The organism is Pelagirhabdus alkalitolerans, from assembly GCF_900096905.1.
GTDB lineage: Bacteria > Bacillota > Bacilli > Bacillales > Amphibacillaceae > Pelagirhabdus > Pelagirhabdus alkalitolerans.
Genome location: NZ_FMYI01000002.1, coordinates 427,495 through 444,608, shown reverse-complemented (window position 1 = coordinate 444,608; position 17,114 = coordinate 427,495). Strand labels below are relative to the sequence as shown.

Genomic DNA, 17,114 nt, shown 5'->3' with positions numbered 1-17,114 from the left:
AACAGGGGGTAAAAATGTGCGAGAATCAGTCGAAGTTAATGATCAAGGTCATTTAACAATCGGTGGAGTAGATACCATTGATTTAGTAAACAAATATGGCACGCCATTATTTGTTTATGACGTTGAACGTATCAGAAAAAATGCACGTGCATTTGTCGAAGGGTTTAAAAAATTAGGTGTTAAAGCTCAGGTTGCTTATGCTAGTAAAGCTTTTTCTTCAATTGCGATGTTACAAGTGGCAAAGCAAGAAGGCTTGAGTTTAGATATCGTCTCTGAAGGCGAACTCTATACAGCATTAAAAGCTAATTTTCCGGTTGATAAAATACACATGCATGGAAATAATAAAAGCAAAAAAGAACTTGAAATGGCGATGCAACATGGTGTTGGTTGTATTGTAGTTGATAACTTTCATGAAATTGAACTCATTGATCAATTAACAAAAGCATATGATCAATCAATAGATGTTTTATTAAGAGTAACACCAGGAATTGAAGCACATACACACGATTATATTTTAACAGGTAATGAAGATTCAAAGTTCGGTTTTGATATCTCCAATCAACAAGCTGAACAAGCTTTCTTAGCACTTAAAGATCATGACTATATCCGCTTGAAGGGTCTGCACTGCCATATTGGTTCTCAAATTTTTGAAACAGATGGTTTTATTATGGCTGTACGCCGTTTATTTGACACATTAGGCAAATGGCATCATGAGTATCAATTTGAAGCGGATGTACTAAATTTAGGTGGTGGTTTTGGTATTCGCTATACAGATGAAGATGAACCACTTGAATTAGAAGAATATGTTCATGCTTTAGTCGATGAAATTAAACAACAAGCCAATCAAAAAGACGTATCATTCCCTGAGATTTGGATCGAACCAGGGCGTGCCATTGTTGGTAATGCTGCCATTACGCTTTATGAGGTCGGTTCAAAAAAAGAGATACCAAATGTGCGAAATTATATTTCGGTTGATGGTGGTATGACAGACAACATAAGACCAGCCTTGTACAATGCGAAATATGATGCGGTTGTTGCCAATAAGATGAATGTTGAACGTGATTATGAAACATCGATTGCTGGTAAGTGTTGTGAATCTGGTGATATGTTGATTTGGGATGTGTTATTGCCAGATATTACAGCTGGTGATATACTAGCAGTGTTTAGTACTGGCGCTTATGGTTATTCGATGTCAAGTCATTATAATCGCTTTCCAAAAGCCGCGGTTGTCTTTGTAGAAAATGGTAAAGATCAATTAGTCATTAAACGAGAAACATATGAAGATTTAGTACGTAACGATCTATCATATGAATAGATGGAGGCATAACGATGGGTAAAGAAGCAACAATTAATTTTGAAAACGGCGATAAAATTGTTATTGAAATGTTTGAAGATGCAGCACCAAATACAGTTGCAAACTTTGAAAAATTAGCAAATGAAGGGTTTTATAACGGCGTGACGTTCCACCGTGTTATTCCTGGGTTTGTAGCTCAAGGTGGAGATCCTACTGGAACAGGCGCAGGTGGACCAGGTTACACAATTAAGTGTGAAACAGAAGGAAATCCTCATAAGCATGTTGCAGGGTCTTTATCAATGGCACATGCAGGTAAAGATACAGGCGGGAGTCAATTTTTCTTAGTACACGAAGCTCAACCTCATTTAGATGGTGTGCATACTGTCTTTGGTCAAGTAACTGAAGGTTTAGATGTTGTACTTAGCATAAAACAAGGTGATGTTATGCAAGAGGTTAAGGTCGAGACAACAAACTAATTAACACAATCATCAAGCGTGCATCAGTGCATAGTAAATGATTAAAAGACTATAAATAAGTCTAGTAAGGGGTTATTATGTTAATTCGTTTTAAAAAATCGATGGAAAAAATCGCAATGGGCTTACTGTCATTCATGCCAGAAGAAAAAGATGTCAAAAAGCTTCAGCAAACTATGCAGCAATATGAAGAAGATCCTAATTGGCAACTTTATTTATGGAAAGTTGAAGAAGATGTTTTAGCGGCTATCGGTGTAGAAATCAACCCGGATGAAAAGACGGTCATTGTTCAACACATTACGGTTAACCCGTCACATCGAGACATGGGGATTGGACGTAAAATGATTGAAGAGATCAGGTCGCTTTATGAAGATGAGTACCGTGTGGTTCCCAATGACTTAACGGACAGTTTTTTAAACAAATGTGATTAAACGCAAACGTAAAAAGTATCGTCATCTGTTGACGATGCTTTTTTCACGTGGTTTTCGGTGTGTTAGTAGTGATATGTGCTATAATAAATGGAAACGGTGTTTTGTAAAAAGGGGAGCAATAGATGCAAGAGGCATATAAAGTAATATTAGATGAATTTGAAGGGCCACTTGATTTATTATTACATTTAATTAATCAATACGAGATTGATATTCATGATATTCCACTAACTAAAATAACGGATCAATACATGGAATATATACATACGATGCAAGAACTCGAACTTGATATGGCAAGTGAATATTTGGTGATGGCTGCCACATTATTAGCGATGAAGAGTGCAATGCTTCTACCTAATCAAGAGTTAGATGAAGAAGATGAATATACAGAAGAAGTTGATCCACGAGAAGAGCTTATGGCTCGATTAATTGAGTATCGTAAGTACAAAGAAGCGGCGGGCGAGTTGCAAACTCGTGAAAACCAAGATGTATCAAGTTTCACAAGAGAACCGGAAAAATTACTAGAAACAGAAACAAAAAATCCTGTTGAACAGTCTAAAGATGTCACGCTTTATGATATGCTAGCAGCCGTACAGAAAGTGTTTGATCGGAAGAAGTTCACAAGACCTATGACAACAACGGTTGAAAAAACAGATATTCCGATTAGTAAAAGAATGGATGAAATTTTAGAAGAAGTAAATCGCAACGCTTATGGCATAAGATTTGAACAACTTTTTCCTTATCAATCAAAAAGTCATATTGTGATCACTTTTATGGCTGTTTTGGAGCTTATGAAAGACAATTTGATTTATTGTCAACAGGAACGAACATTTGACGAATTAATCCTATTCAGATGGAGTGAGTAGATGGAGAATATAAATGAATATAAGGCAATTATTGAAGGGTTGTTGTTTGTTTCCGGATCAGACGGGTTAACAGCTAAACAAATTGCTGAAACACTAGAAGTAGATTTAGAAACAGTTCATCATATACTGATGGAACTAAAATATGATTACGACTCAACTTATCGAGGTATTCAACTTCTAGAAACAGAGAAGTATTATTATTTAACATCAAAACCTGAACACACACCGTTTCTAAAACGCATGATGAAAACAACTCAACATACAAAACTATCTCAAGCAAGTCTAGAAGCTTTAGCGATCATTGCTTACAATCAACCGATCACACGTGCTGAAGTGGAGGATTTAAGAGGTGTTAAAAGTGATCGCCCTATTCAAACGTTGATATCAAGAGGACTTATAGAGGAGTCCGGTCGAAAAGAAGCACCTGGAAGACCGATGCTTTTTAAAACGACAATCGATTTTCTAACCTATTTCGGTTTAAAGTCTTTAGAAGAATTGCCACCTCTCACGGAAGACTTTGCTGACCAAGACTTAACTGAAGAATTTAAATTATTTAATGATCAATCACAATGAATGGTTCACGTATATAGTGAATCATTCTTTTTTTGTTGTTGTATTGTAACTATTGATGAATGCATAAAGCGGCATACTGAATCATAATTTTTAAGAAAGGATTTAAATTTCATGAAAAGATAAAAGGTGTGATATTTTGGACAAGCTAAAGTTCGCTTATATACTTATAGTATTATCTTTATTAATAAGTCCCATGCGTGCATTTTCAATGCCCAGCATTTCAGCTCAACAAGCTGCTGTTTATCATGTAAGTAAAGGTGAATTTATTTATGAGAAAAACACAAATACCCCACAATTAATCGCAAGTATAACTAAAATTATGACGGCTATTATTGCGATTGAACATGGTGATTTAGATGATGTGGTTACGATTTCAGAACAAGCGACTCTAGTAGAGGGGTCTTCATTATATTTACAACCAGGTGAAGAGATAAAATTAAGAGATTTAATCTACGGTTTATTACTTCGTTCAGGCAATGATGCAGCGATTGCGATAGCCGAACATATTGGCGGCAGTGAGGAAGGCTTTATCACGTTAATGAATGAGAAATTGGTATGGCTTGGTCTTGAGGATACACATTTTGAAAACCCGCACGGATTAGATGGTACAAACCACTTATCAACGGCGAGTGATGTCGCCAAAATTATGGCCTACGGTTTAAATCATACCCCTTTCATTGAGATGATCGGTGCCCAAACTTTCAAAAGTGATAATCGTGATTATGCTTGGATTAATAAGAATAAATTACTTAATTATTATCAGCCGTATATTGTCGGGGGTAAAACAGGATATACACGTGCTGCTGGTCGTACGTTAGTAACAGCCGCGCAAAAAGATGATCATACGTTAATTGTCGTGACATTAAATGACGGTAATGATTGGCAAAACCATATTCGGTTATATAATTGGGGGTTTAAACAAATAGAACATGAAGTTAATACGTTCAGACAACAAGAAACAACACTAAAAGATGATAATAGTTGGTGGAACACATGTATAAATTTATTTAAACAAATAACAGGGGTTCAAATATGATTCATTTAATTTGGGCAGGACTCACGTGTATTGGCATTGTGTATGCTTTAATCAATGGAACGATGTCTGATGTTAATCAAGCCATATTTGAAAGTGCTGAAGAAGCCATTTATATTATGGTCGGACTTTCTAGCTTATTAATGTTTTGGTTAGGTATGATGAAAATAGCAGAGGGGATAAGTGCGCTGACGTTTTTGAGTCGTCTATTAAGACCATTTATGGTCAGGCTTTTTCCTGAAATTCCAAAAGAACACCCTGCTTTAGGTTATATAACATCTAATTTTATAGCAAATGTTTTTGGTTTAGGTCATGCGGCTACACCATTAGGATTAAAAGCGATGCAAGAATTGAAGGCTCAGTCAACTAGTGATGAACCGAGTCGATCAATGATTACCTTTTTAGTCATTAACACATCAAGTTTAACCATAATTCCAACGACTGTCATTGCTTTAAGGTCACAGTTCGGATCGAATTCTCCAACTGAAATTGTTTTACCTACGTTAATTGCGACAACTCTTTCAACAACTGCAGCTATTTTAATTGATCGTGCATTTTATTATAAAAGGGTGAGAATGAATGGTCGATAGTGTAGCATGGTTCAGTTTACTTATAATACCGATGTTTGTGCTTGTTGTATTGGTGATCGCCACAGCGAAAAGGTTACCAACCTTTGATTTATTTGTTGAAGGTAGCAAAGAGGGCTTAACGATTTCGCTTCAGTTATTACCTTACTTAGTTGGTATGTATGTATCAATATCTATCTTTCGTCAATCTGGTGCGCTAGAAGCCTTTGTTGAATGGTTGACGCCATTTTTCGTCATGATCAATGTACCGAGCGATGTCATCCCATTAGCTTTACTACGCCCTATCTCAGGAACAGCCGCACTTGCTTTAACAACGGATTTGTTAAAAACAATGGGGCCTGATTCAGTGGTAGGAAGACTTGTCTCAACCATGCAAGGGAGTACAGATACAACATTTTATATTTTAACCGTCTATTTCGGTTCAGTCGGGATTAAAAAGTTTGGCGATGCTTTAAAAGTTGGACTATTAGCTGATCTTATTGGTATAATAACAGCGATTATCGTTGTGAAATTCTTTTTTGGCATTTGAACTTATAGAATCTAGTTGTTTTAATGACACATTTTTGGCAGAATAAGAATAAGGATAAAATAAAAATAAAGAGATTGGTGAAAATATGTCGAATAATTTGGAACGTTTACAAAAGGTCATTGCTCAAAGCGGCCTAACTTCAAGAAGAAAAGCAGAAGGTTTAATCGAAGAAGGTCGAGTTGAGGTGAATAATCAAAAAGTGACTGAACTCGGTACAAAAGTTACAGAAAACGATGAAATCAAAGTTGATGGTGTACCATTAACTAAAGACCCATTAGTTCACTATCTTGTCTACAAGCCTCGGGGTGTGATCTCAAGTGTAAAAGATGATAAAAATCGAAAAGTTGTGACGGAGCTTATACCAGAAATTGATGAACGCGTCTATCCAGTGGGACGACTTGACTATGACACATCTGGGTTAGTGTTGTTAACGAATGATGGGGATTTAACTCAACTTCTTATGCACCCGAGTCATGAAATAGACAAAGTATACGTTGCAAAAGTAAAAGGAATACCAACTAACAAAGATCTAAAACCGCTCATAAAAGGTGTATTTTCAGAAGGTGAAAAATTGAAAGCCGTTTCTGCAAAAGTGTTATCGAATGATTCAGAAAAAAAGAATTCGATTGTGGAGATAACATTGCATGAAGGGAAGAATCGACAAGTTCGACGTATGCTTGAAGCCATCAATTATCCAGTTCAGAAACTAAAAAGAGAACGCTATAGCTTTTTAGATTTAAAGGGGATGCAACCAGGTGAATACCGAGAATTAACACCACATGAGGTCAAACAGTTAAGAGCTGATGCGCTAAAAGAAAAATAAAGCCATCTGTTTTTTAGCTGTATGCAAGAAGGGGGTTTACTGATGGGAGAACAACAAACGATTTTAGTCGTTGAAGATGAAGATCGCATACGACGACTTTTAAAGATGTATTTAGAAAGAGAAAACTTCATAATAGACGAAGTTGACAATGGCACAGATGGGTTGAAAAAAGCAACAGAAAATGATTATAGCTTGATCATATTAGATTTAATGTTACCAGGTATGAATGGCATTGAAGTCAGTAAGAAACTACGTGAAACACTATCTACACCAATCTTGATGTTAACAGCAAAGGGAGAAGAGTCTGATCGGATTGAAGGTTTTGAGTCTGGAGCAGATGATTACGTTGTAAAACCTTTTAGCCCAAGAGAGGTTGTCCTAAGAGTGAAGGCGCTTTTAAGACGTTCGAATACAGAAACACCTATTTTACAAACAAAACCGGACACGAACGTCTTAATATTTGATCATTTGACAATTGAAAATGATGCGCATCGTGTTTTAGCTGATGGAAAAGAAGTGGTTTTAACACCAAAAGAATATGAGTTACTTTATTTTCTAGCGAGTCATCAAGACCGTGTCTTTGACCGTGAACATTTACTTAAAGAGGTATGGAAATATGAATTCTTTGGTGACCTTCGTACAGTTGATACACATGTGAAACGTCTAAGAGAGAAATTGAGTAAGGTATCGATTGAAGCAGCAGAAATGATTGTGACAGTTTGGGGTGTCGGCTACAAATTCGAAGTGGATGATGCGTAATGTTTCTTAAAAGTGTTGTATCACGAACGGGTGTTGTCTATCTTGTTTTACTGTTACCATTCTATGTGATCACTAGTTATTTTATGCTACAATCTTTTGAAGAACAGTCCGTATCAAATCGAATGCATCGATTTAATCAACAGACAGAAGCGATAGATGCAGCTACAGTTGATTCGGTGAGTGATCTAAAGCGTCATTTCACAAATCCCGATCTATCTTTTATTGTGATTGATTTAAATGAAGAACCCGGTGATGATTTAAGTACTGTTACACACTCACCAAGCGCTCTACATTTTAACGATCAACAGATTATTGCAACTTCAGTGGTTATCAATGACCAAAATGTGTTTATCATTGATTCGATGGATGAGTTTAATCAATCTTATCAACATTTCAAAATGCTTATTATAGTATTAGGTGGATTGTTTTTTGTTTCATTTCTTATTTATTTAGTTTTGACATCAAAAAAAATATCGACATCAATTAAACGATTACGGGCACACGCACTACATTTGGCTAACGGTCAACTAGAAGGAACGTTACCGATAAATAGCCAAAATGAAATGGACGAATTAAATATGGCGATGAATCGAATGAGTCGTCAAATACGTAATGAACTTAAGATGTTGAATCAAGAAAAAGAAATTCTTTATCGCGTGATATCATCTATGGAAGACGGTGTGATGACGTTTAATTTAGACTTTGATAATTTATTGTCAAATCACCAAGCCAATCGACTGCTCGCTGACCTTTTATATGAAGAAGACACTTCGAATGAAAAGTGTCCTGAGCGCTTAAGAGAACTTATTCGTCCAGTTATTGACAGGCATCAACAATTAACGCATCATTTAAAAGCCCAAGGTAAAGATTGGTTGATCACGCTTAGTCCATTGTATGAAAACGACCAATTAATAGGGGTTGTATTACTTGCTCGAGATATTACAGAGAGAGTACAACTTGATCAATTGAGAGAAGCATTTATCGCCAATGTTTCACACGAATTAAGAACACCTATCTCATTAATCCAAGGCTATAGTGAAGCTATTATTGACGGGGTTGCTGCTTCATTTGAGGATCAAAAATCATCAGCACAAATTATCATGGAAGAATCAGCAAGGATGGATCGGTTAGTTAATGAGTTGTTAGAATTAGCTAAACTTAAGTCAGGTCAAGTCACATTAGACAAACAAACGTATCAATTAACATCGTTTTTAGATAAAATAAAAAATAAGTTTACTGATGCGATGAATCGAGCGAATATAGTGTTTGAACTTGAGGTGCAATCGATCCCGGAATATGTTACGTTTGATTATGATCGTCTCGATCAAGTATTAACAAACTTGATTGATAATGCCATGCGTCACACACCCGCTGATGGCCACATCCGATTATTAATACAACAGGATAATGACCAGATTAGTTTTAAAGTAGAAGACAACGGGACGGGTATTTCAAAGGATGATTTACCATTTGTATTTGAACGGTTTTATAAAGCAGATAAAGCAAGAACCCTTCATAAACACTCTAAAAAAGGGACGGGTTTAGGTTTATCGATTGCTAAACAAATCATTCAAGCACATAATGGTACCATAGCGGTACAAAGTACAGAAGGTGAAGGGACAACCTTTACTTTCACGTTACCAATAGAGTAGTTTTTAAGGTGCATAACAGGGAATTTGGTGAAAATCCAAAGCTGTCCTCGCAACTGTAAATAGATATGCTAAAACATTTGCCACTGTATTCATAATATGGGAAGGCGTTTTAGTAACTCTATAAGCCAGGAGACCTACCTAAAAAACTGACGACTAATGCTTCGAGGGTTAAGCGTTTAAATAATAAATGAGTACATACGTTTAATCCTCCAATATTGAATGGAGGAAAATGAAAAATGAATAAAATTATATTAAGTATTTTAAGTGTTATTGTATTAACAGGTTGTTTTGGGAATGCCGAAGAAACAGGTGATCAAATTTCTGTTTCGATCACGATTGCGGTAGAACAAGGTGAAGAAATTATTGTTGATGAGGAAGTTGAAGTAGAAGATGAAGCCATCTTACTCGATGTATTAGAAGATCACTATGACGTAGAGGTAACTTCAGATGGTTTTATCACTGAAATTGAAGGTCATAGTCAGACCGACTCAATGTTTTGGGTGTATGAAGTGAACCAAGAAGAAGCATATGTTGGAGCGGGTGAATATGAACTTTCTGATGAGGATCAGGTTCTATTTGAATTGGAAGAATGGGAAGAATAAATAGATGAAAACAGATCGTATAACGCTGATTGCTGTGCTAGCTGCACTGAGTACTGTAGGGCGAATATTCTTTCAATTTAATCCTGGTGTTCAACCGGTGACATCACTCATTATTTTAACAACGTATTTTCTAGGTCCAGTATCTGGAGTTTTCGTTGCTATTATTTCAACTTACTTATCCAATATGGTGTTGGGAATGGGCATATGGACCATTTGGCAAATGCTAGCTTGGTGTTTAATTGCCTTGATCGCATCACTTATCTCTTTGGCATCACCGAAAAAACCACTAATCTACTTAACCGTGATTGCTGGTTTTTCGGGCTTTTTTTATGGATTTGTGTTCGCCCTAATTAATTTTGTTATTGGCCAAGTATTTTGGCCATATTACTTGGCTGGGTTAGCATTTGATATTAACCACGCTGTAGGGAATATTATTTTCATGATGATATTGTATCCACCACTCAATCGCTTGTTTTTAATAAAACATAAAAAAGCATGAAACATTTAGAAGCTTTTTGACGACTAATAAAATGTAGATGGGGGGTCTTGATTTGGAGACCACATTTAATGATATTTATGATCGTTATCATAACGATTTATACCAATATGTATTTTACCTTGTGAAAAATAAACAAGCTTGTGAAGATATCGTGCAAGAAGTATATATAAAAGTTCTAAAATCTCACCAACATTTCAGAGGTGAGAGTAGTGAGAAAACGTGGCTATTTTCAATAGCCAAACATACAACAATTGACTATTTTAGAAAACAACAACGACAACACAATAAACTTGCTCACTTTTTCAATAAAGATCAGGAATTGGGTAAAATTATTGATAAAGATCCATTACCTGAAGAGATCGTTATGAAAAACGAGGCGATTCAATCTGTCTATCAATTATTGGATCATTTAACGTTAGATCAACGCAATGTTGTCGTTTTACGATTTGTTCAAATGATGTCGATCCACGAAACGGCGAAAATTCTTGAATGGTCGGAAAGTAAAGTAAAAACCACACAGCATCGAGCGATAAAAAGATTACAAGCAATGGCAGAAGGAGGTGGAAAATCATGAACGATCATAAAAATGATACTGAGATCACAAAGCATCTAAAAGATCTGCCAAATGTAAAAGACCACCGATCGAAAGAAACTGTTTATAATCAAGTGATGGATGAGCTGAATGAAGAGTATTCACCACCCAAAAGGAAAAAAGTTCATTGGGTCATTCCATCTATAGCAACTGCGGCTGTATTGTTACTGTCATTCATTATTTTACAGATGACTGATATTGCAGACGACCAAGCAGCTGAGGAGACTGATCCGTTTGCTGTTCAGTCTGTAGATGAAGGCGAAAATGAAGATGAAATTGAAAACGAAGTAGAAGTTGAAAACGAAGATACAACCATGAATCGAGAAGAAGTCGAAGTTGAAGAGGAGACTGCTGAGGAAGCAAGTGAATCAGAGTTTATTTACTACCAGGAGGATTCATCTTTCCCAATTTTTCAAATAGCTGTTTATGATAAACAAGGGCAATATGTTATCCCTATTTCTCTTGTGTCTACATCATCAACATATAACCCAGAGGACTATTATAATCGAATCTCAACATTTATAGATGAAGTCGAATACGGTGTGGAATTATTTCCATTTGATGAAGGATTTGAATTTGAATTTGATGAGTCAAATGAGGTGATTCGCTTAACTGTGGATTCGTCGTATGATTTTCCATCAAGCTCGACGCAAGCATACTTGTTTCAAGAAGCTATTAACTTTATGTTTTCTAACTTTTCAGCCAATGAGTTAGAAGTGCGAACAACAGAAGGAGAAGATGCTAGCTTAGGACCGATTGGTGAAGTCGATTCTCTATCAATTGAATCCGTCGAACGATTGGCCTTTCAAATTTATCAATATGAGGATAGCAAACGTTTACTGCTTCCTATAGCAGAAGGAAGTGACGGGGATGAATTTTTCACAATTGATGAAGCGCTGGTTGCGATGCAAGAATCTAGATCAGATTTTGTTGAAGCAGTCATTCCAAGTGATGTTGAGTTTTCTTTAGATCCGTCAAATGAGTCACGATTAGAAATTGATTTTAGCGAGCATTCAGATTTTGGTGATAATTCGTTAACTAAGGATATGATTGAAGCTATTTTAATGACTGCTAAAAGTTTTGATTACGATGAAGTTGAATTGTCGATTGAAGGTATTGAAGAACGAATTGGACACTTTTATTTAGGTGAGGCGATCGATGTGCCAGACGGGGTTAATCCAATTGTTCTACACTAGTAAGGATTCCTATATAACATATAAAAAGGCTAGCACGATGATCATTCCGTCGTGTTAGCCTTTGTTAATTTTATCGCGTCAGTTGGACAACTGTCGTATGCATCGAGTAAATCATCTTCTAAAACATTTGGGATCTTGATCCGATTTTGGTTATCGTCTAATAAGGCGTAAGCGATGCCCTCATCGTCATAATCAAATAAATCAGGCGCTAATGCACCACAAGAGCCACAAGCAATACATAATTCCTGGTCGACACAAGTGTAATAACTCATTTCTAACCAACACTCCTTTTCAAAACCTATAACCATTGTAAAGCGAATCAATGATATAATCAATCATAGCATTATGAAGTTTAAATTGATAAGATTAAGAAAAGTTAGAAAAAGAATGGGTGTAGTCTATGTTTAATCATCTATTATTAGATGCAATTCAATCTTTACAACAAAAAAGAACGGTCGCTTCGTTATATCATATACTAACAGGCAAGCGTTCGGCGCAAACCATTCAAGATGCACATCTTTATCGATTGCAATCCTATTATGCAATTTTACCAGATTTAAAACGGGAAAGTTTTGAAGAGCAGATTCAACAATTGGTCAGTTCAAAATGGATTGAACTCAGCTCAACTCAATACGCGCAAGTGACGATAACCGGTAAAGCGACGTTGATGGATGTAGATGCTGAGTATTTAAACGATTTAGATGGTATGACTTACGTTCATGTGTCGCGTTCATTTTTTAAGCGATTAAACTTGTTGATTCAATCATACAGTAATGTTGTTATGAGCAATCATCAGTTTATACCGGTGACAGATGATTACGCAGTCAAACAATGGGTTAAAAACTATTATAAGTCCATAAATGACACACCGAATCAGTGGTTAGAAAAAACATACACTCATTTACATACATTTTTAAAAACAATTCCTGAAGAATGGGCGTTTATATTTGTTAAACGTTTAACTGGATACCAAAAGATTGGGGATTCAATACAACAACTTGCATCTAGTCATCAACTAAATGAATTGGATATTCAGCTTATCTTGGTTATTTTAATGCATAAATGGATGCGGTATATTAAAGACAACTCACTTGAGTACCTAATGCCTCTATTAATTAGTGAATCAAAAACTTTAGGATCTGAGTCATTTATGACAGAGTCAGCAAAGAAAACTAAGCGTTTTATTGATCGAGGTCATACAATTGATGCTATATGTAAGATAAGACGATTGAAGCGCTCAACCATTGAAGATCATATAGTCGAAATGGCAGTATCTGATGATCGTTTTAACATACATGATTATATGACAGAACCTTCATTTAAGCATATTCTAGCGATAGTTAATCAGTTAAATGAGTCCAAGTTATCCGTCATTAAGCAAGCTTTAGATGATGATTATTCATACTTTCAAATTCGCCTTGTATTGGCCTATAAAGGGCATCTTGAATTAAAGGTAGGAGGTAATTAATTGACGATTGATCAACTATTACAAAATAAATTTCAATATTCATCCTTTAGAGAGGGACAACGTGACATTATAGAAGATGTGATAGCAGGTAAACACGTTCTTGCAACACTTCCTACAGGAGCCGGGAAATCAATTTGTTATCAGTTACCATCTTTTGTACTAGAGGGAACAGTTATCGTTGTCACACCACTTATTTCACTAATGGAAGATCAAGTGAAGCGACTAATTAGTAAAGGTATTAAAAGAAGTGTTGCGCTAAATAGCTTCAACTCAAGAGCTGAACGACGTGATATTTTATTAAACCTCAACGTGTATCAACTCATATACATCTCACCTGAACTTCTTCAATCGGATGAGATCATGAATCGGTTTAAACAATTAAATGTTTCGCTTTTTGTGATTGATGAAGCACATTGTATGTCACAATGGGGACATGAATTTCGTCCTGATTACTTGAAGTTAAATGAAGTGCATAAAGCCTTAAATGAACCGACCATTCTAGCATTAACAGCTACAGCAACTGAAGATGTGCAATCGGATATCATTCGTCATTTTCATCCTTTATCTTTCCAAAAACATTTGTATCCGATAGATCGTGAGAATATAGCACTGACAATTAAACATGTTGAGAACACACACGAAAAGGATCAAGAGCTTTTAACATTGTTTGAGGAATTTCGCTCACCAGCTATGATCTATTTTTCTAGTCGAAAAGAGGCTGAGCGTGTGGCACGCTTATTAAGGGATAGTAGTGATCATTTAAACATCGCGTATTATCACGGAGGATTAGATCATGAAGACCGATTATTAATCCAACAACAATTCATGCACCATCAATTAGATGTGATTTGTTGTACCAGCGCTTTTGGAATGGGCATTGACAAACCGGATGTACGTGTTGTGATTCATTATCATTTACCGACACAGATCGAATCTTTCATTCAAGAAATAGGTAGAGCTGGACGTGATCAATTAGAAAGTGTGAGTATCACGCTTGTCTCACCAACAGACTATCATATACCTAAACGGTTAATTGATAGTGAATTGCCCTCAATCGATATGCTAGAGCAGATTTTAACGTTTATCAAAGCACAAAAAGATAATGAAGAACAAGTCTTACAAGATGTGTTTGAAGTGTTGTTTGACTTAACAGAAGTACAGTATCGTTTCGTTATTAATTTTTTAAAAGAAAAAAGTGTCATATCAACAGATATGGTGCTAAAACCAACAAATTTAACCCCATTGATTGAACAGGAACTCATAACAAAAGTAAAAGATCGTTATCAATATAAAGAGGGTAAAATTAATGAATTATTTAATTGGGTGCATAGGAAAGGTTGCTTGCGAAATCATTTGTATCAAAAATTTCAAACAACGATTAAACAGCCTTTATTCCAATGTTGTGATCGTTGTGATAAGAATTTTTATGTATGGACATCTGATGAACGAAGAAAAAGTGTATCATCTGATTGGGAAGACCATTTAATGCAGATTATGCAACCACATATATAGAGGTGTAATAAAGAATGAATCACATCGAATCACTAAAGGGGCTCACACCTAAAGAAATTAGAAAAGCTGTTTATCTTACGCAACTTATGCTGATTGCCATTTCACTGCCATGGACACTTTTATCTCGAGATTTTTCGCTTGTGAATGTAATAGAAGTAGATATAATAAACATGTTTATTTATGGTGTTATACCAGCACTTCTCATTGTATCCATTGATTTTATAAGTTATCGTTATTTCCCGAAACACTGGTGGGATGACGGTGGCGTGAATCAATTGATTTTTTCTCAAATAAATCGGTTAGAAATTATAGGGTTAAGTGGTATAATAGCAATAAGTGAAGAATGGTTGTTCAGAGGTGTGATGCAACACCATTTAGGTTTTGAATTGACGGCCATTATTTTTGCACTTATTCATGTGCGCTATTTAAAAAAACCATTTTTAGTTATTAATTTGTTGATCGTTAGTATATCGTTAGGTGTTATTATGGATATAACGAATAATTTGTTAGTTGTGATAACATTACATTTTATTGTCGACTTAACGTTAGGTTTATATTGGCGACATCAATCTGGAGGAACCTATTATGTATCAACCACAAGATGATCAAGCTCATACATTAAGAGAACAAATGGAATCAATCCAATCACATTCAGAGACTCAATCGAATACTGAAGATGAACATAGAAATGATGTTGATGATTCAATGGATCTGTTAAATTTACCACCTCGAAGTGAAGTTCATGATGAGAAAGAACAAAAGGTAAGATGGAAGTTTAGTTATGCTTTAATTCGCTTTGTCGTTGTTATTTTCTTTATTATTGTTGCGATATTGTTGTCGTATCATTATTGGGGCGATTTGTTTTATAATTCTGATACGATGAATGAGTTGCGAGCTGACCAAACAATAGATCGTGTTCAAGTCGTGTCTAATCAAAATGGATTGAGTGAAGAGGTAGAGCGAACATTTAGTTTATCTAGTGAAGATCGTACTCGAACTATAAAAGGGCATTATTACTTTACACAGAACGATGAAACGTTAGAGCAAGTTGTCGATGCTTTTTATCAAACACATAACAGTTTGCCGCTAATAAAGGAAATTAATGATATTACGCATTCGATCGATCAACCATTTGAGAATCGAACGCGTCTGTTTTTGCCCAACACAATTGAATTAAACTAAAGATATTACGCGTTAGCTTTTGTTAATATAACGAAGCTAACGCTTTTTAGGAGGGATTTAGCAATGAAAAAAATAATGATTATCCACACAGGCGGTACCATTGCGATGGAAGACCATGCTGAAGAAGGCACGATTATGACGAAGGATAAACACCCGTTAACGCAACATTTAAATCACTTACAAACATTTGCTTCGATTAGTGAACACTACTTGCTCGATTTACCATCTCCTCAAATGACACCGAAAGAGATGTTGCGTATTGGTCAAACGATCCAGGAGTTAGTTGAAGCGGGATTATATGACGGTGTTGTCATTACGCATGGAACGGATACGCTAGAAGAGACGGCTTATTTTCTTGATCTCTATTTAAATAATGACATACCTGTTGTGTTAACCGGTGCGATGCGCTCGAGTAATGAAATTGGTTCTGATGGTTTATATAACTTGATTAGTTCAATCCGCGTCGCCTCTGATCCTGATTCTAAACATAAAGGGGTTCTCGTCGTGATGAATGACGACATTCATACGGCTCCAGTAGTAACCAAGACCTCGACTAGCAACGTAGCAACGTTTCAAAGTCCGCAATTTGGCCCGATTGGAATGATCACTAAAGAGGACATTTATTATTATCAAACACGACTAACTTTTGAACATATATCGTTTGATCACGTATCAAAAGTAGTGCCTTTATTAAAAGTATATGCAGGAATGGAGCCATCATTTATATCGGCTGTTATGGCTGCAGAAATAGATGGTTTGGTTATTGAAGCGTTTGGTCAAGGAAATGTTCCGATTGCGCTAGCCGATCAAATTGATCAGTTAATTGAGCGTGATATACCTGTTGTGATTGTATCTAGAAGTTTTAAAGGTAATGTGCAGCCAACTTATGCCTACGTAGGTGGAGGTAAACAACTAAAGGATAAAGGGGTCTTTTTTGAAAAACGACTATCAGGCCCAAAAGCTCGCATTCGACTCCTTGCGCTTTTGGCTTCTGGATGTGACCGCACAGCTCTAAAACAAAAGCTATGTCCTTAAAAAAACCAGGC

Annotated in this window: 21 protein-coding genes and 1 riboswitch; of the genes, 20 read left to right on the top strand and 1 reads right to left on the bottom strand. The window is 36.0% G+C overall.

Translation table 11 applies throughout. The features are described from left to right. The first annotated feature begins 16 nt into the window (after window positions 1-16). The 15 genes from lysA (at window position 17) to BLR62_RS04360 (ending at window position 11,906) form a co-directional block, all read left to right on the top strand. Window positions 17-1,315: a diaminopimelate decarboxylase gene (gene lysA / locus BLR62_RS04430; RefSeq protein ID WP_090793698.1), complete on the top strand. Its 1,299-nt coding sequence runs from the start codon at window positions 17-19 to the stop codon at window positions 1,313-1,315. 14 nt (window positions 1,316-1,329) lie between these two features. Next, window positions 1,330-1,770 carry a peptidylprolyl isomerase gene (locus BLR62_RS04425; protein WP_090793696.1) on the top strand — a complete coding sequence of 147 codons (441 nt, stop codon included), beginning with the start codon at window positions 1,330-1,332 and terminating at the stop codon, window positions 1,768-1,770. Between the two features lie 77 nt (window positions 1,771-1,847). Then, a complete protein-coding gene (locus BLR62_RS04420; protein WP_090793693.1) occupies window positions 1,848-2,198 on the top strand; it encodes a GNAT family N-acetyltransferase in 351 nt (116 codons plus the stop codon). Window positions 2,199-2,320: 122 nt separating this feature from the next. Further along, complete coding sequence (locus tag BLR62_RS04415; protein ID WP_090793692.1) at window positions 2,321-3,061, top strand: segregation/condensation protein A; 741 nt, start codon at window positions 2,321-2,323, stop codon at window positions 3,059-3,061. After that, entirely contained in the window at window positions 3,062-3,634 is a 573-nt protein-coding gene (scpB, locus tag BLR62_RS04410) for an SMC-Scp complex subunit ScpB (protein ID WP_090793689.1), read from the top strand. A gap of 136 nt (window positions 3,635-3,770) precedes the next feature. Next, the gene (locus BLR62_RS04405) at window positions 3,771-4,670 is read left to right on the top strand and encodes a D-alanyl-D-alanine carboxypeptidase family protein (protein WP_245719389.1); all 900 of its coding nucleotides are present in this window, start codon (window positions 3,771-3,773) and stop codon (window positions 4,668-4,670) included. Then, entirely contained in the window at window positions 4,667-5,257 is a 591-nt protein-coding gene (locus BLR62_RS04400; RefSeq protein ID WP_090793687.1) for a nucleoside recognition domain-containing protein, read from the top strand. The genes BLR62_RS04405 and BLR62_RS04400 overlap by 4 nt, the downstream gene beginning before the upstream one ends. Further along, window positions 5,247-5,783: a spore maturation protein gene (locus BLR62_RS04395; protein ID WP_090793684.1), complete on the top strand. Its 537-nt coding sequence runs from the start codon at window positions 5,247-5,249 to the stop codon at window positions 5,781-5,783. The genes BLR62_RS04400 and BLR62_RS04395 overlap by 11 nt, the downstream gene beginning before the upstream one ends. A gap of 85 nt (window positions 5,784-5,868) precedes the next feature. Further along, window positions 5,869-6,606: a pseudouridine synthase gene (locus tag BLR62_RS04390; protein WP_090793681.1), complete on the top strand. Its 738-nt coding sequence runs from the start codon at window positions 5,869-5,871 to the stop codon at window positions 6,604-6,606. Window positions 6,607-6,648: 42 nt separating this feature from the next. After that, window positions 6,649-7,365, top strand: a complete 717-nt coding sequence (locus BLR62_RS04385; RefSeq protein WP_090793679.1) for a response regulator transcription factor — start codon at window positions 6,649-6,651, stop codon at window positions 7,363-7,365. Then, window positions 7,365-9,017, top strand: coding sequence for a sensor histidine kinase (locus tag BLR62_RS04380; protein ID WP_090793676.1), 1,653 nt, complete (start codon window positions 7,365-7,367; stop codon window positions 9,015-9,017). The genes BLR62_RS04385 and BLR62_RS04380 overlap by 1 nt, the downstream gene beginning before the upstream one ends. Then, window positions 9,007-9,173, top strand: a riboswitch (cobalamin riboswitch). Its footprint overlaps the gene before it by 11 nt. Window positions 9,174-9,253: 80 nt before the next feature. Next, on the top strand, window positions 9,254-9,619 hold the full coding sequence (locus tag BLR62_RS04375) for a DUF4430 domain-containing protein (protein WP_090793673.1): 366 nt from the start codon (window positions 9,254-9,256) through the stop codon (window positions 9,617-9,619). A gap of 4 nt (window positions 9,620-9,623) precedes the next feature. Next, on the top strand, window positions 9,624-10,118 hold the full coding sequence (locus tag BLR62_RS04370; RefSeq protein ID WP_090793669.1) for an ECF transporter S component: 495 nt from the start codon (window positions 9,624-9,626) through the stop codon (window positions 10,116-10,118). A gap of 52 nt (window positions 10,119-10,170) precedes the next feature. Continuing rightward, window positions 10,171-10,692, top strand: coding sequence for an RNA polymerase sigma factor SigX (locus tag BLR62_RS04365; protein ID WP_090793666.1), 522 nt, complete (start codon window positions 10,171-10,173; stop codon window positions 10,690-10,692). Then, window positions 10,689-11,906, top strand: a complete 1,218-nt coding sequence (locus BLR62_RS04360) for a GerMN domain-containing protein (protein WP_090793663.1) — start codon at window positions 10,689-10,691, stop codon at window positions 11,904-11,906. The genes BLR62_RS04365 and BLR62_RS04360 overlap by 4 nt, the downstream gene beginning before the upstream one ends. 41 nt (window positions 11,907-11,947) lie before the next feature. Here the strand turns inward: BLR62_RS04360 and BLR62_RS04355 are convergent, their stop codons facing one another. Continuing rightward, on the bottom strand, window positions 11,948-12,178 hold the full coding sequence (locus BLR62_RS04355; protein WP_090793660.1) for a ferredoxin: 231 nt from the start codon (window positions 12,176-12,178) through the stop codon (window positions 11,948-11,950). A gap of 128 nt (window positions 12,179-12,306) precedes the next feature. Between BLR62_RS04355 and BLR62_RS04350 the strand changes: the two genes are divergently transcribed. From BLR62_RS04350 to BLR62_RS04330, 5 genes are all read left to right on the top strand, one after another. Further along, entirely contained in the window at window positions 12,307-13,374 is a 1,068-nt protein-coding gene (locus tag BLR62_RS04350) for a YpbB family protein (RefSeq protein WP_090793658.1), read from the top strand. Next, a complete protein-coding gene (locus tag BLR62_RS04345) occupies window positions 13,375-14,886 on the top strand; it encodes a RecQ family ATP-dependent DNA helicase (RefSeq protein WP_090793655.1) in 1,512 nt (503 codons plus the stop codon). Window positions 14,887-14,900: 14 nt separating this feature from the next. Next, the gene (locus BLR62_RS04340; protein ID WP_090793652.1) at window positions 14,901-15,491 is read left to right on the top strand and encodes a CPBP family intramembrane glutamic endopeptidase; all 591 of its coding nucleotides are present in this window, start codon (window positions 14,901-14,903) and stop codon (window positions 15,489-15,491) included. Beyond that, the gene (locus BLR62_RS04335) at window positions 15,472-16,068 is read left to right on the top strand and encodes a hypothetical protein (RefSeq protein ID WP_090793650.1); all 597 of its coding nucleotides are present in this window, start codon (window positions 15,472-15,474) and stop codon (window positions 16,066-16,068) included. The genes BLR62_RS04340 and BLR62_RS04335 overlap by 20 nt, the downstream gene beginning before the upstream one ends. Before the next feature lie 63 nt (window positions 16,069-16,131). After that, complete coding sequence (locus BLR62_RS04330; RefSeq protein ID WP_090793647.1) at window positions 16,132-17,103, top strand: asparaginase; 972 nt, start codon at window positions 16,132-16,134, stop codon at window positions 17,101-17,103. The last annotated feature ends 11 nt before the right edge of the window (window positions 17,104-17,114 follow it).